Origin of the sequence: Lysinibacillus sp. FSL W8-0992 (genome assembly GCF_038008685.1) — a bacterium.
Lineage (GTDB): Bacteria > Bacillota > Bacilli > Bacillales_A > Planococcaceae > Lysinibacillus.
In genome coordinates this window covers 1,942,274-1,964,844 of the sequence record NZ_JBBOZQ010000001.1, presented here as the reverse complement: position 1 = coordinate 1,964,844, position 22,571 = coordinate 1,942,274, and the positions used below count along the sequence as shown (strand labels likewise).

Annotated in this window: 17 protein-coding genes; 5 read left to right on the top strand and 12 right to left on the bottom strand. The window is 37.1% G+C overall.

The window, feature by feature from the left end; translation table 11 throughout:
- Window positions 1-252: 252 nt before the first annotated feature.
- From NSQ74_RS09755 to pepV, 6 genes are all read right to left on the bottom strand, one after another.
- On the bottom strand, window positions 253-1,116 hold the full coding sequence (locus NSQ74_RS09755; protein ID WP_340822992.1) for a YtnP family quorum-quenching lactonase: 864 nt from the start codon (window positions 1,114-1,116) through the stop codon (window positions 253-255).
- Between the two features lie 21 nt (window positions 1,117-1,137).
- Window positions 1,138-1,785, bottom strand: coding sequence for a tRNA (guanosine(46)-N7)-methyltransferase TrmB (trmB, locus tag NSQ74_RS09750; protein WP_340822991.1), 648 nt, complete (start codon window positions 1,783-1,785; stop codon window positions 1,138-1,140).
- A 77-nt stretch (window positions 1,786-1,862) separates the two neighbouring features.
- The gene (locus NSQ74_RS09745; RefSeq protein ID WP_340822990.1) at window positions 1,863-2,816 is read right to left on the bottom strand and encodes a diacylglycerol/lipid kinase family protein; all 954 of its coding nucleotides are present in this window, start codon (window positions 2,814-2,816) and stop codon (window positions 1,863-1,865) included.
- Window positions 2,817-2,819: 3 nt separating this feature from the next.
- Complete coding sequence (locus NSQ74_RS09740) at window positions 2,820-3,827, bottom strand: nuclease-related domain-containing protein (protein WP_340822989.1); 1,008 nt, start codon at window positions 3,825-3,827, stop codon at window positions 2,820-2,822.
- Window positions 3,828-4,027: 200 nt separating this feature from the next.
- On the bottom strand, window positions 4,028-4,882 hold the full coding sequence (dat, locus tag NSQ74_RS09735; RefSeq protein ID WP_340822988.1) for a D-amino-acid transaminase: 855 nt from the start codon (window positions 4,880-4,882) through the stop codon (window positions 4,028-4,030).
- Window positions 4,883-5,059: 177 nt separating this feature from the next.
- Window positions 5,060-6,463: a dipeptidase PepV gene (gene pepV, locus NSQ74_RS09730; protein WP_340822986.1), complete on the bottom strand. Its 1,404-nt coding sequence runs from the start codon at window positions 6,461-6,463 to the stop codon at window positions 5,060-5,062.
- A gap of 358 nt (window positions 6,464-6,821) precedes the next feature.
- Between pepV and NSQ74_RS09725 the strand changes: the two genes are divergently transcribed.
- Together NSQ74_RS09725 and NSQ74_RS09720 are read left to right on the top strand one after the other, a co-directional pair.
- On the top strand, window positions 6,822-7,043 hold the full coding sequence (locus NSQ74_RS09725) for a DeoR family transcriptional regulator (protein WP_025220342.1): 222 nt from the start codon (window positions 6,822-6,824) through the stop codon (window positions 7,041-7,043).
- Window positions 7,044-7,180: 137 nt separating this feature from the next.
- Window positions 7,181-8,353: an MDR family MFS transporter gene (locus tag NSQ74_RS09720; protein WP_340822979.1), complete on the top strand. Its 1,173-nt coding sequence runs from the start codon at window positions 7,181-7,183 to the stop codon at window positions 8,351-8,353.
- 74 nt (window positions 8,354-8,427) lie between these two features.
- Here the strand turns inward: NSQ74_RS09720 and NSQ74_RS09715 are convergent, their stop codons facing one another.
- The 4 genes from NSQ74_RS09715 to asnB all read right to left on the bottom strand — a co-directional run bounded on the left by NSQ74_RS09715 (window position 8,428) and on the right by asnB (window position 14,533).
- The gene (locus NSQ74_RS09715) at window positions 8,428-9,933 is read right to left on the bottom strand and encodes a GGDEF domain-containing protein (RefSeq protein ID WP_340822977.1); all 1,506 of its coding nucleotides are present in this window, start codon (window positions 9,931-9,933) and stop codon (window positions 8,428-8,430) included.
- 163 nt (window positions 9,934-10,096) lie between these two features.
- The gene (locus NSQ74_RS09710; protein WP_340822976.1) at window positions 10,097-10,810 is read right to left on the bottom strand and encodes a pseudouridine synthase; all 714 of its coding nucleotides are present in this window, start codon (window positions 10,808-10,810) and stop codon (window positions 10,097-10,099) included.
- Window positions 10,811-10,818: 8 nt separating this feature from the next.
- Window positions 10,819-12,432 carry a putative polysaccharide biosynthesis protein gene (locus tag NSQ74_RS09705; RefSeq protein WP_340822974.1) on the bottom strand — a complete coding sequence of 538 codons (1,614 nt, stop codon included), beginning with the start codon at window positions 12,430-12,432 and terminating at the stop codon, window positions 10,819-10,821.
- Between the two features lie 253 nt (window positions 12,433-12,685).
- Window positions 12,686-14,533 carry an asparagine synthase (glutamine-hydrolyzing) gene (gene asnB / locus NSQ74_RS09700; RefSeq protein WP_340822972.1) on the bottom strand — a complete coding sequence of 616 codons (1,848 nt, stop codon included), beginning with the start codon at window positions 14,531-14,533 and terminating at the stop codon, window positions 12,686-12,688.
- Between the two features lie 198 nt (window positions 14,534-14,731).
- Between asnB and NSQ74_RS09695 the strand changes: the two genes are divergently transcribed.
- On the top strand, window positions 14,732-15,982 hold the full coding sequence (locus NSQ74_RS09695; RefSeq protein WP_340822971.1) for a BaiN/RdsA family NAD(P)/FAD-dependent oxidoreductase: 1,251 nt from the start codon (window positions 14,732-14,734) through the stop codon (window positions 15,980-15,982).
- A gap of 1,003 nt (window positions 15,983-16,985) precedes the next feature.
- Here NSQ74_RS09695 and NSQ74_RS09690 read toward each other — a convergent pair.
- Together NSQ74_RS09690 and NSQ74_RS09685 are read right to left on the bottom strand one after the other, a co-directional pair.
- The gene (locus tag NSQ74_RS09690) at window positions 16,986-17,678 is read right to left on the bottom strand and encodes an AIM24 family protein (RefSeq protein ID WP_340822970.1); all 693 of its coding nucleotides are present in this window, start codon (window positions 17,676-17,678) and stop codon (window positions 16,986-16,988) included.
- Window positions 17,679-18,032: 354 nt separating this feature from the next.
- A complete protein-coding gene (locus NSQ74_RS09685; RefSeq protein WP_340822969.1) occupies window positions 18,033-19,304 on the bottom strand; it encodes an L-lactate MFS transporter in 1,272 nt (423 codons plus the stop codon).
- A gap of 965 nt (window positions 19,305-20,269) precedes the next feature.
- Between NSQ74_RS09685 and NSQ74_RS09680 the strand changes: the two genes are divergently transcribed.
- Both NSQ74_RS09680 and NSQ74_RS09675 read left to right on the top strand, forming a co-directional pair.
- Window positions 20,270-21,757: a sensor histidine kinase gene (locus NSQ74_RS09680; protein ID WP_340822967.1), complete on the top strand. Its 1,488-nt coding sequence runs from the start codon at window positions 20,270-20,272 to the stop codon at window positions 21,755-21,757.
- Window positions 21,754-22,422, top strand: coding sequence for a response regulator (locus NSQ74_RS09675; RefSeq protein WP_340822966.1), 669 nt, complete (start codon window positions 21,754-21,756; stop codon window positions 22,420-22,422). Before NSQ74_RS09680 ends, NSQ74_RS09675 begins: the two co-directional genes overlap by 4 nt.
- Window positions 22,423-22,571: the final 149 nt, after the last annotated feature.

Sequence of the window (22,571 nt, the reverse complement as noted above, 5' to 3'; positions counted from 1 at the left end):
ACAGCACAAAACGTAGGACGTAACTGACAGCGTGCAAACGAGGGTTGCGGCTTACGGTGTGCCCGCGGAAAACGTCCGCCCGTAGCGGAAATCAACAGCAGTAGTTACTAATTAAAGAATTTTATTACGGATGCACGCGTCTTACTCATACGATTTAAAATAAAAAAGACTATAGACTTGCCTCCAAATTGTTGGGGCTTGCCTATAGTCTGTCATGCGGGCTTTAAAAGTGCTTACGCATTAAGCCAACATTTAAAATGTAATAACAGCTTGTCTACTGCGTTCTAACTTATCAACAATTTCCTTGCCAGTCTCATTCCATTTAATCATACGGTAATATGCATCATGGTAGAAAATAAAACTGTAGCCGTTTGCTAAAGCTTCTTTCATAAGACGTTCCTTGGCAAATACACTCGTCATCGGATAATCATCATATGCTAAAACCCATAATGGATTTTGATGTGCATGTGTTGGCATAATATCTGCCATGTGCAACATTACTTCACCATTTTGTGTTAACTTAATAATAGCATGTCCATCACTATGTCCACCTGTGTGAATCATTTCAATGCCAGAAGCAACCTCTAACGTACCTTCATATGTTTCTACTAAATGCTGAACAGGCTCCCAATTTTCTTTCCAATACGTATTCTTAGAGCGAATATTCGGCTCACGCATTTCATCCCATTCAATTTTTGTTACATAAATTTTTGCATTAGGGAATGTAGGGACTAACACTTCATTTTCCCATTGCGTAAGACCACCTGCATGATCGAAATGTAAATGCGTCATTAATATTGCATCGATATCAGCTGTTGTTAAGCCCAGCTCTTGCAAACTATTAGCTAGAGTCGATTCCTCTGTTACGCCAAAGTTGCGCAATTGCTTCTCATTTAATTTGTTAAAACCAACACCCGTATCAATAATATAGTTTTTCCCATCATATTGAATTAAGATAGGCTCTGTAGGTAATTCGATTTGATTGTTTTCGTTTACTGGATATTTGCGTGACCAAAGTGGTTTTGGTACTACGCCAAACATTGCACCGCCATCAAGGCAAGTGACACCCCCGTTTAGCCATGATAATGACATATTGTGAAACTGTAACTGATCCATCCATACTCCCCCTACTATTTACTATTTTTTAATAAATTGCGATTCTAAACGATAAATCGGCTGTCCTTTTGCAGAAAATTTCTGCTCATATTCTGTCATAACATTATCTTCTGGCATATTTGCATGTAGGTCGAGTGATACATACTTTAATAACATACCATATTCAGACATACTAATTAACGAATACTCAAACAAACCACGGTTATCCGTTTTAAAATGGATTTCCCCATTATCCACTAGAATCGACTCATATAATTTCAAAAAACCCTCGTGCGTTAAGCGACGCTTTGCATGGCGTATTTTCGGCCAAGGATCTGAGAAATTCAAATACACACGGTCTACATCATTTTTTTCAAAAAATTTATATAAATCTGCGCCATTTACTTTTAACAAACGTAAATTCGCTGGAGATTTAGCTTCTAATATATTTTCTAATGCGCAAACGATTACGCTATCATAAAGCTCAATACCGATATAATTGATATTTGGATTTTGTAGGGCCATTCCAGTTACAAATTGACCTTTCCCAGTACCTACTTCAATGTGTAGTGGGTGATCGTTACCAAAAGCAGCTTGCCAATTTCCTTTAAAGTCTTCAGGATTTGGAATAATCACCTCTGGATGATTTGTAATCATTTCCTCTGCCCAAGGCTTATTTCTTAATCTCAATTTTCTTCCTCATTTCTTAATAGTTAAATTATTGATTTTTTATTAGTATAACGTAAAAACGTCACATTCGCATAAAATTATTGCGAAATGACGTTTTTCGATTTTTCCAATGTTATACATTTCCACGCATGTTGTTGCACTGTACATCGCACAACCGCATCATGCCCAATCGCGCCAATATAATTCCCATCAGTATGACAATCAACGCTATTTGCATGCACAATAATCTCAAATTGTTCACTTTGTAAAAAAGATATTTCTCGAAACTTAGTATGCTTTTCAAAAAAAACAGTGGCGAAAATTAATAGTAGCTTTACTCTTGAAATATTGTGAACAATAGTTAACTCAATTTTGCCATCATCTGCTTTAGACATAGGTGAAATTTTCATACCACCGCCAAAATACGGTTGATTGCTCGTAGCAACAAACCAGACATTTTGAAAGTGAAGCGTTTCATTTTGCGCAAGAACTGTAACATCGAAACAAGTAAAGCGAAATAGCCCTCTAACAACCGCAGCAGCATATGATAGCTTTCCTAGTCCTATTTTATTGAAATAGTATTTAAGACGTGACTTATTTATTTGCCTTGTGACATAGGCATCAAAGCCGATGCCTGCATTATTGACGAACACTTCGTGTTGAATAGCTCCTAGCTGCAGCTTTCCGATATCCATCATAGTAGAAGGCATTTCAGTTTTCACATATGTTTCAATCTGTTTCGCATTTTTAAATGTTTGAAAATAACGTGCAAAATCATTACCAGAGCCTGCACTAACAACGGCAATAACGACTAAATTATTATGTACAATTCCACTAACAACTTCATGAACGGTGCCATCCCCGCCAACTACTATGATTAACTTTTTTATTTGGTCTTTTTGCACCCATTGCTTAGCAATTTCTTGACCGTGCCCTTCATATTGTGTGAGCACGACTTGATAGTCAATGGTTAAATGCTGCTGTAGTCTATTCCAAACAATTTTACCTTTTCCATTCCCTGCACACTCATTAACAATAAATAATACACGCATTTGTTAGTCCTCAGCTTTTGAAGATGTCTGTTGCCAAATATCACGATTAAACGACGTCGTTTGCACGTTATTTAAAATTGTTTGTGCTGCCCGAATTTGCATATGTTTCATAGGAGAGGAAACATTTTTCAATGATTGCATCCATTCATGATAATTACGACGATCGACTAATCGAACACTAAAAGATGAACCAGGGTAATCAAAATAACCGTTACGTGTTAAAATGACCTTGCGAATCGGCATGTCTATTTGGTCTTGCTTAAATAATTGTGTTAAGACAGATTCCATTCTGCTTAAGCTAATCATCGGGTTCAGTATTTTAGAATCCTTTGTTCCAACTTTTTTCACCCAGAAGCGTTCACTGCCACCTACGTACACCGCCTGATTCTCTGCTTCAAGCACAGTAATACAAATACACTCTGTTGGTGACATTAACACAACATCTAACTCGATTGGTGCTTTTCTCACCTGTAAAATCGGATAGTAAAAAACTAAATAGTTATCTGGTAAGTTTTGCAGCAACGTACGTAACAAAGAATCACGCATAAATCGAGGGTCTACATACGATTTTTCTCGCAATGTGGAGCTTGCCCATTTCATTTGAAAATGAAAAAACTGGTCAATAAACATCCGCTTCAGTTCATGGATGGACTGAGGTGCGTAAACAATATTAGGTTCAAATGATAATGTTGTTTCTTCTTCCGGAATTATATCTTCCTCATTGGCAAATTCGTTCGTAATATCTACTTGCTCAATATCTTCTTGTATTTCTTCTTTTTGGCGCCCTGCAAAAATCTTTTTAAATAATGAGAAGCGTTCCTTTTCATCAAATGAATCATTGTCTTTTTCATTCTCAGTATGTTGCCATTCGGTAATATCTTCTCCTAATTCCCATTGACGTTTAATACGCTCCCATTGACTTTTTTTTAAGCGCACAAACTGTGTAGGATATCTAGCTAAATCAATTTGATAACGTGAAATATAATCTTGTATTTTCACTAATTGTGCCATGTTTAGGTCACTCCAATCTTACTGCCCCATATCAACTTTACCTCATTGCGGTTTTTACTAATACCAATTAAAGGCTCTATCCTTTTCATTTTACATGACGTTTCAGGAGAATACATGCATATTTTGTTCTATAAAAAAGAGCTAGCCTAGCAGCTCGGCTATTAACCAAGTTTTAGGTAGCTCTTTTTAATTACTTACTGTTATTTAGCGTTGATTGAAATTGGTAATTTCGCCTCAAATGCTTTTTGTAATTTACGAGTCCATTCTCCAGGTACACCTGCACCAATTTGACGACCATCTACATCGATAACGGGTGTTACTTCAGATGAAACAGATGACACGATAATTTCATCCATTGCTAATAAATCGCCTTTCGTCATAGGCTCTTCAATAACAGGTAAATTAATTTCTGCTGCACATTTCAAAATAACTTGGCGTGTAATACCATTTAAGATGTAGTTATTTGCTGGGTGTGTATAAAGTTTACCGGCTTTAATACCGTAAACATTAGCAGATGAACATTCTGTTACGGTATCACCACGGTGTAAAATTGCTTCATAGCAGCCTTTTTCAGAAGCCTCTTGCTTTGCAAGCACTGCTCCAAGTAAATTTAAAGACTTGATATCACAACGTAACCAGCGAACATCTTCTACCAATGTTGCCTTAACACCTTTTTCAAAATTTTCAATTGAACGCTCACCAGCTTTAACATTACCTGTTAGGACAGCTGGTACACTTGCATCAGGGAAAATGTGGTTACGAGATGTCGTACCACGTGTAATTTGAAAATAAACATGACCTGTTTCTAAGTTATTTTTTTCGATTAAATCATGCAGTAATTTGTGTAAAACGTCTTTTGTATAAGGAATGACAAGACGAATTTTTTCGGCACTAGCATAGAAACGATCAATGTGTTCTTGTGCTGTGAACATATTTCCGTTATAAACTTTAATTACTTCATAAATACCGTCACCAAATTGGTAACCACGGTCTTCTGGTGAAACTGTAATAGATCCTTCTTCAACGATTTGATCATTCCATAATGAGTATGCCATGTTCATACATCCTTTTCATTTTTGAGTTGTTTTTCGCATTTACAAGTGCGGTGTTTCCTATTACACAATAAAGTAAGACTAGAAATAGGAAATCAAAGTACTTATTCAGTGAAGAGCGTTGCACGTAGCGCTTGTCTATCTAAGCGCGTCAAGACATCACTCTCTTGCTGATTACATTTACTTTCCCGCAAGTTCAACAATTGCTTCTGCGTAAATAGCCGCAGCTTTTACTAAATTTTCAATGACAACGAATTCATCCGCACGATGTGCCACATCTGGCTCACCAGGGAATAACATACCGAATGCCACACCCTTTTTCATAACGCGTGCATACGTACCACCACCAGTAGAAAGGAGCGGTGTTTCGTTATCACCTGTTTGACGGCGGTAAACACCGGCTAACGCTTGGATTAATGGGTCATCCTCGCTTACATAATGCGGTTTTGAATCATCTTGAATATCGAGTGAAAATCCTTTATTAGCAGCTAAGCGTTGAGCCTCTGTAATTTTTTCATCAAATGGATAAGTTACAGAGTAGCGCATACTAATTACCATACTGCCACCTTGCGCCACATCATATGTTACAATACCCGGATTTAATGTCGTTTTACCAGACATATCATCCTCAAATTGTAATGCTAGTGCGTTGCCATAATGGTCTTGATGGAATACATCTGCGATAAAATCGACAAATTGCTTACTTCCTTCTGTCGTCAACTCTTGCTGTAAAAATGCTGCAAGGTAAACAGCTGCATTGACACCTTTCTCAGGCTCCATTGCGTGAGCTGCTTTTCCTTTGATAGTTATTATATAGTGAGAACCCTCTATTAATAAAGAGCCTTCTAGCTGATTTTTGCTTAAAAATGTTTGAAAATTCTGTTCGAATTGTCCAGATACGAATTGAATTGTCGCTTTTGCGAAATCTGGTACCATATTTGGACGCTTACCAGCATTAAATAGTAGTAGCTGTTCTTTCGTCGCATCCCCAGTTTTATTTTGAGAGAACACAAGCTCAGCGATGCCCTTTTCGGCATTAATGAGTGGGAAATCTGCATCTGGTGCAAAACCGAATGTTGGCATTTCCTCATTTTTAAAATAATGGTCGACACAGCGGAAGCCTGTTTCTTCATCCGTCCCGATAATCATTCGTACACGTTTGTTTAATTGAATGCCTGCATCTTTCACAAGCTTCATCGCCATCCATGCAGCAACTGTTGGTCCCTTATCGTCAATAGCACCTCTGGCGAATAATTTCCCATCGGCAATAGTGCCACTAAAAGGTGGATACGTCCAATTCGTTTCATCACCTTCAGGCACAACATCAACATGACATAAAATACCGAGCAATTCTTCACCTTGGCCCATTTCAATATGTCCAGCATAATTATCAACATTTTTCGTTTGTAGCTCTTCAGCTTCACCTTTTGCTAACAACCATTCCAGCGCCTTTAACGGTCCATCACCAAACGGCACATCTGCTGTTATCGTTTTTTCATCCAATACACTATTAATTTGCACGAGCTCTTGCAACTCTCTTATTAATTCATCTTGTCTTTCCTTTGCAGCATGTAACCAATCCATACTATGTACCTCCTCCATTTTATAATAAGATTATTCTACTCTTTACTTAGAAAAATACAATCGTCTTTCTAACTATCATTTACCTATCTTCCCTTTACACTACCACATATAGCATCTTTTACACGAATGTCCACAAAATACAGCCAATTCTTTATGTATATATTGTAAATTTCTATTGCATTCACTAGAAAATTGCTTCGTTTTTCTATATAATAGAGTTATCAGAATTGTTGTTCTGAACATAAAATTAGAAAAGGGGATGTCTAAGGCAGCTATTTAAAAAGCCTCAGTGCACTCCGCACATAGTGTCGTCCGCTAGTCTATGCCAAGTGAATTAAGATGAAGGAGTGGTTCATTTATGAAACCAACTACTGATCGAATGCTTAATCGTATTAAAGACGTGTACATGTTTATTTTAGACAAAGGAACCGTGTCTACACAGGATTTAGTCGAAGAGTTTAGCATCACTCCTCGCACCGTTCAAAGAGATTTGAACGTGTTAGCCTTTAACGATTTGGTGATGAGTCCAAGTCGAGGCAAATGGACAACGACGAGTAAAAAAGTAAAATTGACGTCTTAGTTTTTGCGCACGTTGCGTAAAGCATTTTTGTAAGAAAAAAAGAATGACCTTTCGTCGGGGTCATTCTTTTTTTCTATTTACAGTCTCTTCACAATCCGTTACACTCGAAACATTCTACATGTTGAGAGGAGGATTTTATGCAACTATCCAAGATGTTCCACCCACTCGTTTGGATTATTTTAGGTGGTACTATATTTACACGTATTGCGAGCTTTATGGCAATGCCTTTTTTAGCTATATATTTACATAACGAAATTGATGCCTCCCCTTTACAAATAGGGCTGACCATTGGTATTGCACCATTAATTTCCACAGTAGGCGGTTTTTTTGGTGGTTACTTAACAGATCGCTTTGGTCGCAAAAGTGTCATTTTACTTACGATACTCGTTTGGAGTATTGTTTTCTTCGGCTTTGCTACAGCACATACGATTTGGTTCTTCGTCGTACTAAATGCGTTGAACGGTTTATGTCGCTCGTTCTTTGAGCCTTCCACACAAGCATTAATGATTGATTTCACTCCGGCAGAAAAACGTAAAAGATTGTTTTCATTGCGCTATACAGCCATTAATATAGCCGCAGTTATAGGGCCTCTTATTGGTGTTTATATAGCACAGTTATCCAGTCCTAGCATTCCGTTTATGCTGACAGGTGCTATGTACATTATTTATGCAATATTTTTATTTTTCGTTTTGAATCGTTATGAAATGCAGCAACAAAAAGCTAAAACACAAACAAAAGTGCTTCAAACCTTTACGATTCTTTTAACAAACAAAGTATTACTGAGCTTTATTTTTGGGGCAATTTTAATAAATATTGGCTACTCCCAATTTGATTCAACACTTCCGCAACTTATTGAGCTTAAAATCGAAGATGGTGCTAAGCTCTATTCTTTACTCATTTCGTTAAATGCGGCGGTTGTACTTTTACTACAATTACCGATTAGTATTTTTTCAGAGCGTTTTTCATCATCAACCATCCTTCTTATTGGTATCCTGTTCTTTGCGGTTGGTTTAACGTTATTTGGCTTATCTACGGGATATCCACTGTTCATTTGTGCAATGGTCATTTTTACGATTGGCGAAATATTTGCTTTCCCAACGATGAATGTTATGATCGATGAAATTGCGCCAGATACACAAAAGGCAACCTATTTAGGCGCATCCCAGTTTAAAAATTTAGGTGGTTTTATTGGTCCTATAATTGGCGGATGGCTTTTAACGCATTATATTGATGCAATGTTTGTTGTAATAGCTGTCCTTGTTTTATGTAGTTCCCTGTTCTATCGTTCCAAAACACAAGGTGCTTCCTAACAATGCACTTCACTTATAAAAGCACGAGTCACGTAGGTCAGCAGTTTACCTGTTCCTACTTGTCTCGTGCTTTTTCACTTTTCTTCTGTCGATGCAACTTCATCATAACTGGAGTATTGGTCTTTACCTGCTTTCTTAGACAGATATAATGCTTTATCAGCTCGTTCAAATAAACTTAATTCTGTTTCATTTGGTTTTTCACAAATTACCCCGCCCATACTAACAGAAATTACAGACCATTTCATATTATCGACTTTCTTTAAACTTCGTATTTTCGCCAAAATGGCATTTGCTAACTGCACCATAAGCTCCTCGTTCGTATCATATAAAACAATTGCAAATTCATCGCCGCCAAATCTTACAACAAAGCCATTGTTTTTCACGGCTTCATTTAAAATATTGGCTGTTTTAATAAGAATTCTATCGCCTTCTGCATGACCAAATTGATCATTTACTTGCTTAAAGTTATCTAAATCTATTAATAATAAACCAGGCGTATTGGCTTTTCTTTTTCTTAATAACTTATCCATTTTACTTATATATGTAGCACGATTGAATACATTTGTTAGTGGGTCATACGTTGCTAATTGTATCGTTTTAGACAACAATCTATTAATAACCATCAGCATAATAAATGATGTTACTAATGCAATCATCAGAACAAACCAAAACTGTTTCGTATTATTGGCAAGTGCAGTCAGCTTCGTATCGTTACCATATTTCACATACACTACTCGCTTTGTAGATGCACCTCGAATAGCCTCTGCCTCATATGGTATAAAACGATATGTCTCTTTATAACCATTGCCTAACTCTTGTTGATATTCAGCTGGCTCCATCGTTTGAAGAGCTAACTTAAAATGCTCCTGAAATTTTTTTGATTGGTTTTTTACAGTAGTTCGACTGGGATCTGTGTCTGAGAAAAAAATACCCCCTGCATTAATCGTTCGTAAATCTAGCAAATCAGCATATTTATCAATTAAATAATCAGCGGTTTTCCCAAAATTGAACGTTTGAAAAACAGGCACTTCACTTAATTTCAAGCCAAGCTCTAATAAATATTTTTTATCATGCGTTGCCAAATAACTAAATTTTCGATACTCACCTGTAGTTGTCGAAATATCAATGCCATCTGTATAAAACTGTCCACTCGCTCTTCTTTCATCTAATAAAGCAGAAAAGTTTTTACAGCAAAGGGAAAAATTCAGCCCTCTATCTTTTTCAAATGTGGTATAAATGACGGTATTCGTTTTATCTAATATGTATATATCCATGCCATGGTTGCTTTTCATTTGCTGTAAATCCCACGTAGCAAGATTAGGATTTTCCTTATAATAAATAGCTAATGCTTGCAGTTCTTGTTCCATGTCTTCCGAAATATTTTTATCAAAATAAAAGTGTGCATTGTCTACAGTTTGCATATCCGTTAGAATATGATTTTCAATTAATGTTCGATTACTAGCTTCTTGGTCTTCAATATTTGCCACAAGTATTTGCCTATTTACAGAAGAAATTACAGCAACAAGTATTAACGCAAAGGCAATTAAAGATATTAATAATTTAATTCGTAGTTTTTTCATTAACATGTCCTCTACTCATCTTCACTATCATTATTTGAACATAAAATTTTCGGTACGCTATAATCCCCTATAATATTTTATTGATATATTATATTATACAGTTATTGGGACAAACATGTATAAAAAAATCCTCGATACTAAAAGTATAGCATCGAGGATTTTTTTAATCTCTATTTTGTAAACCTGCTAATTCTTCAGACGTTAACTCACGGTACTCACCTAATGCTAAACTTTCATCAAGTTGTAAGCTTCCCATAGAAAGGCGTTTTAAGTAGATAACATGTTTACCAACTGCTTCAAACATACGTTTCACTTGATGAAATTTACCTTCTTGTATCGTCAATTCAATTTCTGATTGCGGTGCAGAATTCAAAATGACAAGCTCGCCTGGCTTTGTTACATAGCCATCATCTAACTCAACGCCACGAGCAAATATTTCTCCGTCTTCCTGCGTAACAATGCCCTCAATTTTGGCATAGTACACTTTTGGTACATGTTTTTTTGGAGATAATAAATTATGTGCCAATACACCGTCATTCGTCAACAGTAACAAGCCTTCTGTATCTTTATCTAAACGCCCAACAGGAAATGGTTGAAAATGCTGGTGTAGCGGATCCAATAAATCAATGACCGTTTCATCTCGTAAATCTTCAGTTGCAGAAATAACACCAGGAGGCTTATTCATCATATAGTACACAAATTCTGTATATACAACACGTTCACCATAGACGACAACATTTTGTTGGTCGGGATCAACATGCATTGCTGCATCCTTCACATATGTGCCATCAACGGAAACTGCCTTTTGTTTTAGGAGTTGCTTAACTTCCTTTCGTGAGCCATAGCCCATATTGGCTAGTAATTTATCTAAACGCATAGTTCCTCCTATTTAAATCCAAATTTACTTGTAATACGTGTCAATCGCTCACCAAGTAATTTTTGTGCTAAGCCTAGACGTAATGACAAATATCCATAAACAGCAATACCCACTGCCGCACAAATAACAGAGTATACGAGCGCAGAGAATTTGCCATCCACTGGTCCCATTACAAGTTCTAATAGCTTATGGACAATTAATACACCTACTGCCATCGCAACTGTTAAAAGTGTAATAAGCATTACGCGACGTAATACCATTTCTGATTTATAATTAAGCGTTTTTCTAAGGACTAACATATTAATAATAATGGATACACTGTAGCCAATCGCAGTTGCCAAAATAGCTCCATCTGCTTCTAACCAACGAATGAACGTTATATTAAGTGCTAGTTTGACTAAAATACCTGATAGTAAGCTGAAGACAATCCACTTTTGAAAGTCGATGCCTTGTAGCAGTGCAGCAGTAACTTGGAACAACGCAAATAAAATCGCAACTGGTGCATAATGTGCTAAAATAGCTGCGCCCATCTCACTTTCTGAATAAAGCATAAAGTAAATTTCATTTGCTAATAATGAAATACCAACAACAGCAGGCAAGGTAATGAAAATCAATATTTGATACGTTTTATCCATCGCATGACGTAGCGATAAATACTCACCTTGTGTATAATATTTGGTTATTGTCGGTACTAGTGCCATCGAAAAGCCAGTAGCTAGCATAACTGGAATAATTACAACTTTATGTGTTGTAAAGTTGATCATCGATAAATATTCATCTGTAACTTTCGCTAAGCCATTTGAACTCATCGCTCCATTAAACGTTAGCATATCCACTAATTGAAATAATGGATTGGCAACCCCTACAAATACCATAGGAATCGAATATGTTATCACTTCTTTATAAATATTCGACATTGGTAGCTGTGTTGAAGTAACACTTTGACTACGCAATAAATTAAATTCAGGTTGATATTTTTTCCAATAGTAATAGAGCACCATTAAACCACCAATTGCACCGATAAAGGCTGCAAATACGGCAAAAGAAACTGCTGTTTCAGGTTTGCCATTAAACACAACTACTACTAAGAAAGAACCGCCTAATAACACGACAATTCGAACAATTTGTTCCACTAACTGCGAGATTGCTGTTGGTTCCATTTTGTCATAGCCTTGGAAGAAGCCACGCCACAAACTCATAAATGGCACAACAATCAGTGCAAAACTTACCCAGCGGATAACAGAAGCAATTTGCTCAACTGTAAATTTCTGTTCATCACTTTTTATAACGAGCTCACCAATCGGTGTTGCAAGTATAAAAAGGGCAGCAAATGACGCAATACCCGTAATCATCATAATGAGTATACCTGACTTCATCAGCTTGCGACCTGATTGATAATCTCCCATTGCATTATATTTAGAAACAAACTTAGAAACAGCAATGGGTGCGCCTGAAATGGCTATTGCTAGCATAATTGAGTAAGGAATATATGCATATTGATACAGCGCGATATTTTCTTGCCCAACAATCGCATAAAAGGGAAAAATATAAATTAATCCAAGCACCTTGGATAAAAACATCCCTAAAGTTAATATCGCTGTACCTTTCATTAAATTGGACATCGTATCCATCCATTCATTAGTAAAATCAAGCTTTTATAAGTGATCAAACGTCATCACTTTTGAAACAATAAATAAGTAAACCAACTGTTATCTTAACATATTTAAAAGAAAACAGATGCATAATTACGCTGAAAAATTTTCGAAGCAACATTCCAAACTTCAATCGATTAATTTGATGTTAAATAATTAGCACATTCCCAAAAAAATAGCGGTTCAAAAAATCGGATAGATTCTTTGAACTGCTACTTCTATGTTACATATCAACAAAGAATTGTTTATACCATACTAAGAACACATAAGCTGTCCAAATATAGCGACCACGATTTGCTTTGCCCTCATAATGTTCATCTAAATAACCAACTAATTGTTTTGTATCAAAAAACTCATTGGCAAAGTCAGTTGTAAACATGTCCTTCACCATATTGTAATACTTTTCTTCACGCAACCAGTGGCGAATTGGTACTGGGAATCCAAGCTTTGGACGCTTTGCCCATTCTTCTGGTAACTCTTGATGCGCTGCTTGACGAAGCACATATTTCGTATCGATATCATTTACTCGATATTTTGATGGAATGTCTTTTGCAAGTTCCATTACTTCTTTGTCTAAAAACGGTACACGCAATTCAATAGAATGCGCCATACTCATTTTATCAGCCTTTAATAAAATATCTCCAGGCATCCACAAATTCAAATCTAAATACTGCATTTTTGTAATATCATCATCACCTGGTACTTCATCATAAATACGTTTTGTAATCGTTTTGACAGAAGGACCGTTTTTGTAGTCAGGTTTTAGAACATTTAAAGCATCTTCCTCATCCCAAACAACCGCTTCCCCAATAAATCGTTCTTCTACGGTTTGACCGCCTTTTACAAGGAAATGCGTGTACTGGTTTTTAGGTAACGCTTCTGCAACACCACGTAATGCTTTTCGAATACCGAATGGCACCTTCTCGTATTTTTGCATTCTACCTGAGTTTTGGTACCAAGAATAGCCACCGAAAATTTCATCCGCACCTTCACCTGAAAGGACTACTGTTACATCCTTCGCCGCTAGCTCTGATAGGAAGTAAAGCGGTACAGAAGATGGGTTTGATTGTGGCTCATCCATATGCCACTGAATTTTTGGTAATGCTTCAAAACATTCATCCGCCGAAATATATTTACGCTCGTTTTGAATGTTTAATGTATCTGATAAATCTTTTGCTAAGTTTGTTTCATTGAACATATCTTCATAGTCAGAGAAACCGACAGAGAATGATTTATCAGGGCGTAATAATGATGTAATATAACTTGAGTCAATACCGCCAGATAAGAAAGAACCAACCTTTACATCACTAATTTGGTGGGCGTCTACAGATTCTTTCACTGTTGAACGAATATTTTCCACATATTTTTCAATTGGCGCTTCTTTAGCATGGAATTTTTTATCCCAATATTGCACAATTTGTTTTTGTCCATTTTGAATGACCATATAGTGCGCAGGTGGTAATTTGTACACACCTTTAAAGAATGTTTCGTCCATTGAAGAATACTGGAATGTTAAGTAAGGACGTAATGCATTTTTGTTTAATTCTTTAATAAAAGCTGGATGTGGCATGAAAGATTTGATTTCCGAACCAAAAATAAATGTTCCATCCGTTGTGTTTTCCGTATAGTACAACGGTTTAATGCCGAAGCCATCACGTGCGATAAATTGTAAATCTTTCTTTTTATCCCATATACAGAATGCGAACATCCCGCGAAGCTGTTTGACGAATTCTACACCGTACTGGATATAGCCGAAAATTAATACTTCACTATCTGATTTAGTTTTAAACGTATGACCCTTTGCTTGAAGGTCTTCACGTAACTCTTGGAAATTATATATCTCCCCATTGAAAACAAGCACGATGTCGCCATCTGGGCTATAAAGAGGTTGATTTGCCACGTCTGATAAGTCAATAATACTTAAACGACGGAAACCTAACGTTACTTTATCGTCACTATGAATACCACCACTGTCCGGTCCACGGTGAATAATCGTATTCATCATATTTTCAATTGTTTGGTGATGATCAATCACATTTGTTCCATTAATATAGCCAATAAATCCGCACATCTATTTTTTCACCTCATAATTTAGTGCATAACCTCTACCATCATAGCACGAAAAGCCGTTCATTTCATGCAGTCATTATAGATAAAAAATTATAATGCACTTTATTATAATTTTCAATGTAAAGTAGCCGCCCTCTATATAGACTTCATGTATAATAGGAAAAGTTCCTAAAAATGAAAAGAAAGTGAGTTCACATATATGTATGATGTAATCGTTATTGGTGGCGGCCCTTCTGGATTAATGGCTGCTATCGCTGCTGGAGAACGAAAAAAGAAAGTTTTACTACTTGAAAAAGGGACAAAGCTTGGTAAAAAGCTCGCAATCTCTGGAGGTGGGCGTTGTAACGTAACGAACAGACTACCTGTTGAAGAAATTGTTAAACATATTCCTGGTAACGGTCGTTTTTTATATAGCCCATTCACTGTTTATAGCAATGAAGATATTATTGCCTTTTTCGAGGGTCTAGGTGTTGCATTAAAAGAAGAAGATCATGGTCGTATGTTCCCTGTGTCAAATCGTGCGCAAGATGTCGTCGATGCACTTATTCGTCAATTGCAACGACTACATGTTGAAGTTCGCTTAAATACTCCTGTTAACAAATTATTAATGGATGAAGAAAAAATTCTTGGTGTGCGCTTAGCGGACGGTATAGAAGTACGATGTGAGGCCGTTGTTGTTGCAGTGGGAGGAAAGGCAGTCCCTCAAACAGGTTCTACAGGTGACGGCTATCCTTGGGCTGAGAGAGCTGGCCACAATGTAACAACACTATTTCCAACTGAAGTACCCATTTTATCGAAGGAAGAGTTTATTCAAACAAGAGAGCTCCAAGGACTAGCATTACGAGATGTTGCAGTTTCAGTTCTCAATAAAAAAGGCAAGCCACTTGTAACACATCAAATGGACATGCTCTTTACGCATTTCGGATTAAGCGGCCCTGCCGTTTTACGCTGTAGTCAATTTGTTGTCAAAGAGTTGATGAAAACTGGTTACGAGCCTGTCACAATGCGAATTCAAACACTTGTGGACTACAATGAAGAAACATGTTTGCAATATTTAAATAAACTTATTAAAGAAGAACCGAAAAAAGCTGTGAAAAACGTTTGGAAAGGTGTCGCACCAGAACGCTGGCTATTATTCTTATGTGACCGTGCAAACATTGATGTTCAAATGACTGGCACTGAATTATCTCAAGAAAAAATCCGCGCTCTAGCACATCTACTAGTTAATTTCACAATGACTGTTAGTGGTACGCAATCTCTCGACAAAGCATTTGTTACAGGTGGTGGCGTATCTGTAAAAGAAATCGAACCGAAAACGATGGCGTCCAAGAAAAAGTCAGGTTTATTTTTCTGTGGTGAAATTTTGGATATTCATGGCTATACAGGCGGCTACAATATTACGTCTGCACTAGTAACTGGGCGAATTGCAGGAATGAACGCCGCATTATAAATAACTCGATTCGATTGGCAACGACAAAGGTGCCAGGACAAAACTTTAAAATATGTTAGAAGAATGCACTAGTTGATGGTAGCGGAGGCGGTGACTCCTGCGGGAACGCACGCAGCGTAAGACGCAACAAGCCGCGCGTTAGCGAGGGTTGCGGCTTACGGTGTGCCCGCGGAAAGCACCGCCGTAGCGGACAACAACGGCATTGCAAAAAGGGTTGGATTGTTGGCATTTTCCCGCTACGCAAAATGGATGAAGCCTTCGCTATGCTTACTTTTGCAATAAGAAATTTAGAAGAATGCACTAGTTGATGGTAGCGAAGGCGGTGACTCCTGCGGGAACGCACGCAGCGTAAGACGCAACAAGCCGCGCGTTAGCGAGGGTTGCGGCTTACGTGTGTGCCCGCGGAAAGCAACCGCCGTAGCGGACAACAACGGCATTGCCAAAAGGGTTGGATTGTTGGCATTTTCCCGCTATGCAAAATGGGTGAAGCCTTCGCTATGCTTACTTTTGCAATAAGAAATTTAGAAGAATGCACTAGTAGATGGTAGCGAAGGCGGTGACTCCTGCGGGAACGCACGCAGCGTAAGACGCAACAAACCGCGCGTTAGCGAGGGTTGCGGCTTACGGTGTGCCCGCGGAAAGCAACCGCCGTAGCGGACAACAACGGCATTGCAAAAAGGGTTGGATTGTTGGCATTTTCCCGCTACGCAAAATGGATGAAGCCTTCGCTAAGCTTACTTTTGCAATAAGAAATTTAGAAGAATGCACTAGTTGATGGTAGCGAAGGCGGTGACTCCTGCGGGAACGCACGCAGCGTAAGACGCAACAAGCCGCGCGTTAGCGAGGGTTGCGGCTTACGTGTGTGCCCGCGGAAAGCACCGCCGTAGCGGACATCAACGGCATAGCAAAAAAGTGTTAGATTGATGGCAGTCAATCTAACACTTTTTCCCTTTTGTCCCTGCTTCTTTGCAACCTGTGAATTACTGATACCGTAGCGCTTCTTTTAACTTTCACCAGACAAATAAACCTCTTCATATGGCTGAATAATGACAAACCCTTCGCCAGAGAAAGCCATTTGAATCGATTCACCACTTCCACGTCCAATAAACGTACGGAAGCTAATATCTGTTTTAAATTCAGGTGTTAAATTGCCTGACCACGCTACTGTAGCATGTGGATCTGTATAAACCGTCTCACCAGGCTTCACTAATAAAGTTAAAGGCTCAAAATGAGTTGTAATGGCTACCTTACCTCTTCCTTGTAATGTTACATTAAACAATCCACCAGACATAATACCAGCCATTTTACGCATTAAATGAATGTCCCAATTGATAGTTGGTTCAAATGCCAGTAAGTCATTTCCGTTTACACAAATGCTTTCGTCTTTCAAATCAAAAATAGTCACTTTTTTCCCTTGATCAGCTAAATAGAGGCGTCCCTTCCCTTTTGCTTTCATAAGTTGCGTTCCTTCGCCTGTCAGTGCCTTTTTAAACATTTTTGAAAGACCATGCTCTAAAACACGTTCTCGCTCAAACTTAATATCGCCTATGTATGAAATCATAGCCCCCATTTTCGACCAGACCTCACCATCTAAGTTAACCTCTAGTACACGTTCCGTTTCTAACTCAAAATATTCGTTTACATGATCATTTTGTTGTGTCGTGTTTACGAAGTCGTTCAATGAATACTTCCCCATGTACATCTCCTCCTCTTTATTACCTTATATACGTTGCATGTCACGAAAAGATTCACTTACTCTTGTTACTTTCAACAGCCAAACGGAACGAACACATTCATTTACGATAATTTTGATTATCTCCACAGTAATGTGCTGTCATCAATAAAAGAATATCGTTGCAAAAATTCTCTTTTAGTACCAAAATCACTTTATTTACCATAATAATGTTGACATCAACAAACAGCTGTTATATGTTAGACGGAGATTAATCAAGTGTTGTATAACAATCGCTACAAATAAAAACCGCATCAGTGTCATATGCGATATGACACTAATACGGCTATACCTTCAAGTGTGAATTGAAAGTGAAAATTATCGTGTAGCGGAGACGTCTCCAACTTTTTGTGATGCTGCTTTTAAAGCTGTTTGTTTACGTACATCAGCACGCAACGTTATTGAAATAATGAATGAAATGGCAATCAATCCTGCAAATATATAAAAGACAGGAATGTAACTGTCATAAGCATTTCTAATAGTACTCACTAGAAGTGGACCAAATACGCCACCTAATGACCAAGTTGTCAGTAAATAACCATGGATGACACCAAGTTGTTTAGTACCAAATAGATCACTTGCGAATGCAGGTAGGTTTGAGAAACCACCACCATAACAACTAACTACTAAGAAAATAAGTGCTTGGAAAATAATAACGTTTGTCGTATGTGGTAATACGATAAATGTAATAAGTTGTGCTGTAAAGAAAATAACAAAGACGTTTGGACGACCAATATAGTCAGACACAGCAGCCCAAATTAATCGGCCACCACCATTGAATAACCCCATTACTCCTACCATTGCTGCGGCACCCGCAACTGATAAGCCCACAATTTCCTGTGCCATCGGAGATGCTACAGAAATCATCATAATACCCGCTGTTACATTTACTAAATGCATTGACCATAACATCCAGAAATGCTTTGTTTTCACAGCTTCACGAGCTGACATAACAGCTAAGTCTGTTTTCACTACTTTCTTGCCTTTTTCTGCAGCCGCTTTCATATTCGCAGGCATATAACCTGGTTTTGGCGGTGCTATATATGAAGCCCCTAAAATCATTAACGTGAAGTAACATGCCCCTAAAATAAAGTAAGTTGTAGAAATGCCGACTGCTTCCATTAAGTTCGCTGCTACTGGTGCAGTAATAAGTGCACCCGAACCAAACCCTAATACAGCCATACCTGTTGCTAAACCTCGGCGATCCGGGAACCATTTAACTAAAGTTGATACAGGTGCGATATAACCAATCCCCATACCTAATCCGCTTAGTAAGCCGTAAGTTAGCCAGTACAATGTTACAGAATCCATAGAAATCGCAACACCTGCTCCTGCTTGTCCTGCTCCAAACAGCACTGCAGCTACCATAGCAGATTTACGTGGACCCATTTTTTCTACTAAACTACCAAATAGCGCTGCTGAAAAACCTGCAAGCCCCATCATAATTGTAAAGGCAATCGTAACCTTCGTTTCACTCCATCCCATTTCTGTGACAATCGGCAGCTTGTATACACTGTATGCATAGGCTCCACCAATTGAAAGGTGAATAGCGATTGCAGATAATGCAATTAACCATCTATTTTTATTCATAAATTCTCATTTCTCCCCTCTTTTGCTACCTGTGAAAATTCTATGAACGTCCATGTAAAACAATTTACCACTTATAATTATTCAAATGCAAGATGTTTTTCTAAAAAATATTATTTCTCTAAAAAGTTTTTTATCGTTCACCATATATTAATAATACAGAAATCACTACAGCCCCTAAGGAAAAATACGTTTATCGGACAATAACATCAACATTTTTTAGCTATTATTACTTTTCTACTGTACTTTATCGGTTTAAATAAACTATCTTAAAATAATTAAACATGTGCATAATTTCACATAAAAAATAATACTTCTCACTATAAGACAGCTAGATAAAAAATAGGAATTAGTTTGTTACGTAAAAATAGAAATAATCGACATACAGAAATATTAAGAACGAAAGAGAATTTTAAAACGATAACAAAGCAAATTTTCTTTGCGCAAAAAAATTGAAGTATCTATAACATAAGTAAGTTAAACCATTATATTATTTAAATGTAAATTATTTCTTAAAATTATCTTGTATAACCTCATTCTAAAGATAAATAGCCAATTATTTTTTATTATTCAAATATAAATTTTTATTTTTAAAAAAAATAAACTTCTATACCACTTCCTATTTATTTCCTAATACTAATGTGATATTAGAGAACAAATTGTTATAGTACACAATTAAAACAGATACTTTATAGCTGTTATTGTATTACAACAAGCTATTCTTTTATGGTACTTTATTATAGAATGATAGTCCTAGTTCATTGCTAGTAAAATGGGTTTTGCTTCTCTCCATTAAAATAGGATTTTCCTACATATTGAAATATTACAAGATAGAGGTGATGAATTAATAAAAGGCTGCTAATCTGGCATTCCTTTTCATTGTTATGAAAAACATATCATTACGACTCAAAATGTTTATATTTTCGTTCATTATCGTTATTTTTTCTATCACTACGAGTGGGGCAATTATGATTCATAATTTAGCTGGTGCTTTAGAGAAGGAATTTGGAGCCCGTGCAATAGCTATAGCAAGAACTGTTTCTCAGCTTACAGAAGTACAAAAAAACGTAGGTACTAAAGAGGGATTTGAAATTATTCAGCCGATTGCTGAACGCATTCGATTAACAACAGATGTTGATTATATTGTCATCATCGATATGAAACGCATTCGTTATTCGCATCCTTCTGAAAGTAAGCTTGGTACCGTTTTTGAAGGGGGCGACGAAATAGAAGCTTTTTCACAGCATGAATACATATCTAAGGCACGTGGTGTACTTGGTTATTCCATACGAGCATTCGTACCCATTATGAACGAGGAAGGCACGAAGCAAGTCGGTGTTATTACCGTTGGGCTACTAGCACCAAAATGGTATGACCTTCTAGACGAATATCAATTTGATATATTAGTCTCCCTTTTTGGGGGTCTAGTAATAGGGTTAGGTGGATCTGTTTGGGTTGCTAATCATTTAAAGCGTCAAACCTTTAACTTAGAACCTTACGAAATCGCTCGTTTAGTGGAAGAACGTTCAGGTATTATTCAAGCGATGGATATTGGCATTTTAGCTACAGACGAAAGTGGAAACGTAACATTTATTAACCGTTTGGCCCGTCAGTATACGCATTACTTTGGACATAAAGTTTCTAGAAAAACTCTGTTTAAAGACACATGGCTTGCTGAAGACACCATTCAACAGCATGAGATTTATCGACCACTTTTAATGTACGAGCAAATGTATTTAGTTCGGACATTTCCCATTCGTATTATGGAACAAAATGCTGGCTATCTTATCATGTTAACTGATAGAAAAGAGGCAAATATGCTTGCTGAAGAATTAACAGGTATTAAAATGCTCGTCGATTCCTTGCGAGCACAGCAACACGAATACATGAACCGTCTCCATAGTATTGCTGGGCTTATTCAATTGGAGCGCAATGATGATGCTTTAAGCCTCATTATCGATGAAATTACGGATGAAGAAGAACTAATTCAAAGCTTGCATGATAAATTTCAGGATTATTCAATTCAAGGTTTATTACTCGGCAAATACTCACGTGCTAAGGAACTAGGGGTTGAACTCACAATTGATGAAGAATCTAATCTTGTTGATTTTATGAGTGGCTTATCGAGTGGCGATATTATTACAATCATTGGCAACTTATTGGACAATGCAATGGAAGCTTGCTTTGAATGTGAACACAAGGATGTTCACTTAACAATCATTGGTGATAAGCATTATTTAATTATAGAAGTACAGGACAGTGGTAAAGGTATTGAAGGCATACCCCAACGAATTTTTGATTACGGATTTAGTACGAAACAAAAAGAAGGACATGGCATTGGACTTGCACTTGTCAAACAAATTGTCGAATCCAACAACGGCACGATTCAAGTAGAATCCACTGTTCATACGGGTACAACAATTACAATTAATATAGGGGTGATAGAAGAACAATGAGCAAAATCACAGTTTTTATCGTAGAAGATGATCCAATGGTGCTTGAGGTAAACAAAGGGTTTTTGAATAAAATGAGCGGCTTTCAACTCATAGGGGAGTCGGTCAATGGACGTGATGCATATGAAAAAATCATTATTCAAAAACCAAACCTTATTTTACTTGATATGTTCTTGCCAGATATGACAGGAATGGAATTGTTTTTAAAAATTCGAGCACAACGTATTCCATCAGATATTATTATGATTACAGCTGCTCGAGATGCACCCACTGTACAAGAATCCCTTCGACTAGGTGCAATCGATTACCTTATAAAGCCATTTCGTTTTGATCGCTTTGAGAGGGCTTTGCTACAATATAAAAACTCTACAAAAAATTTATTAAGTACAGCTACTATTAATCAAGAGGATATCGATCAATGGTTAGGTATACAACATGAAATATTAGAACTTCCAAAAGGCTTAAATAACATTACAATGGAGCAAATTTTAGGTTACTTAACGACACATCAAGCACCGATTACTTCTGAACAGCTTGCACAAAATGTTGGTATGGCAAGAGTAACTGTACGAAAGTATTTAGACTTTTTAGCTACAAAAGGTACTGTGCATATTGAATTAAAATACGGAACTGTAGGACGGCCAACTAAATACTATTCTATTAAATAATAATGAATTGGTATATTATCGCTCTATTTTGTTGACCATTCCAATAATATCCAAATACCAAGAATCTGTTCACTTTTCATGGGAAAGCAACAGGCATCTGTATACACTTTGCCAATCACACCTTGCTTGCTTTCATTTCCCATAGAAGA

Coding starts and splice junctions, on each gene's coding strand:
- dat (WP_340822988.1), bottom strand. CDS start 4,882: ATGGCATACTCATTATGGAATGATCAAATCGTTGAAGAAGGATCTATT.
- NSQ74_RS09695 (WP_340822971.1), top strand. CDS start 14,732: ATGTATGATGTAATCGTTATTGGTGGCGGCCCTTCTGGATTAATGGCT.
- NSQ74_RS09740 (WP_340822989.1), bottom strand. CDS start 3,827: ATGGCACAATTAGTGAAAATACAAGATTATATTTCACGTTATCAAATT.
- NSQ74_RS09685 (WP_340822969.1), bottom strand. CDS start 19,304: ATGAATAAAAATAGATGGTTAATTGCATTATCTGCAATCGCTATTCAC.
- NSQ74_RS09680 (WP_340822967.1), top strand. CDS start 20,270: ATGATTCATAATTTAGCTGGTGCTTTAGAGAAGGAATTTGGAGCCCGT.
- NSQ74_RS09715 (WP_340822977.1), bottom strand. CDS start 9,933: ATGAAAAAACTACGAATTAAATTATTAATATCTTTAATTGCCTTTGCG.
- NSQ74_RS09675 (WP_340822966.1), top strand. CDS start 21,754: ATGAGCAAAATCACAGTTTTTATCGTAGAAGATGATCCAATGGTGCTT.
- asnB (WP_340822972.1), bottom strand. CDS start 14,533: ATGTGCGGATTTATTGGCTATATTAATGGAACAAATGTGATTGATCAT.
- NSQ74_RS09690 (WP_340822970.1), bottom strand. CDS start 17,678: ATGGGGAAGTATTCATTGAACGACTTCGTAAACACGACACAACAAAAT.
- NSQ74_RS09710 (WP_340822976.1), bottom strand. CDS start 10,810: ATGCGTTTAGATAAATTACTAGCCAATATGGGCTATGGCTCACGAAAG.
- pepV (WP_340822986.1), bottom strand. CDS start 6,463: ATGGATTGGTTACATGCTGCAAAGGAAAGACAAGATGAATTAATAAGA.
- NSQ74_RS09755 (WP_340822992.1), bottom strand. CDS start 1,116: ATGGATCAGTTACAGTTTCACAATATGTCATTATCATGGCTAAACGGG.
- NSQ74_RS09725 (WP_025220342.1), top strand. CDS start 6,822: ATGAAACCAACTACTGATCGAATGCTTAATCGTATTAAAGACGTGTAC.
- NSQ74_RS09720 (WP_340822979.1), top strand. CDS start 7,181: ATGCAACTATCCAAGATGTTCCACCCACTCGTTTGGATTATTTTAGGT.
- NSQ74_RS09745 (WP_340822990.1), bottom strand. CDS start 2,816: ATGCGTGTATTATTTATTGTTAATGAGTGTGCAGGGAATGGAAAAGGT.
- NSQ74_RS09705 (WP_340822974.1), bottom strand. CDS start 12,432: ATGTCCAATTTAATGAAAGGTACAGCGATATTAACTTTAGGGATGTTT.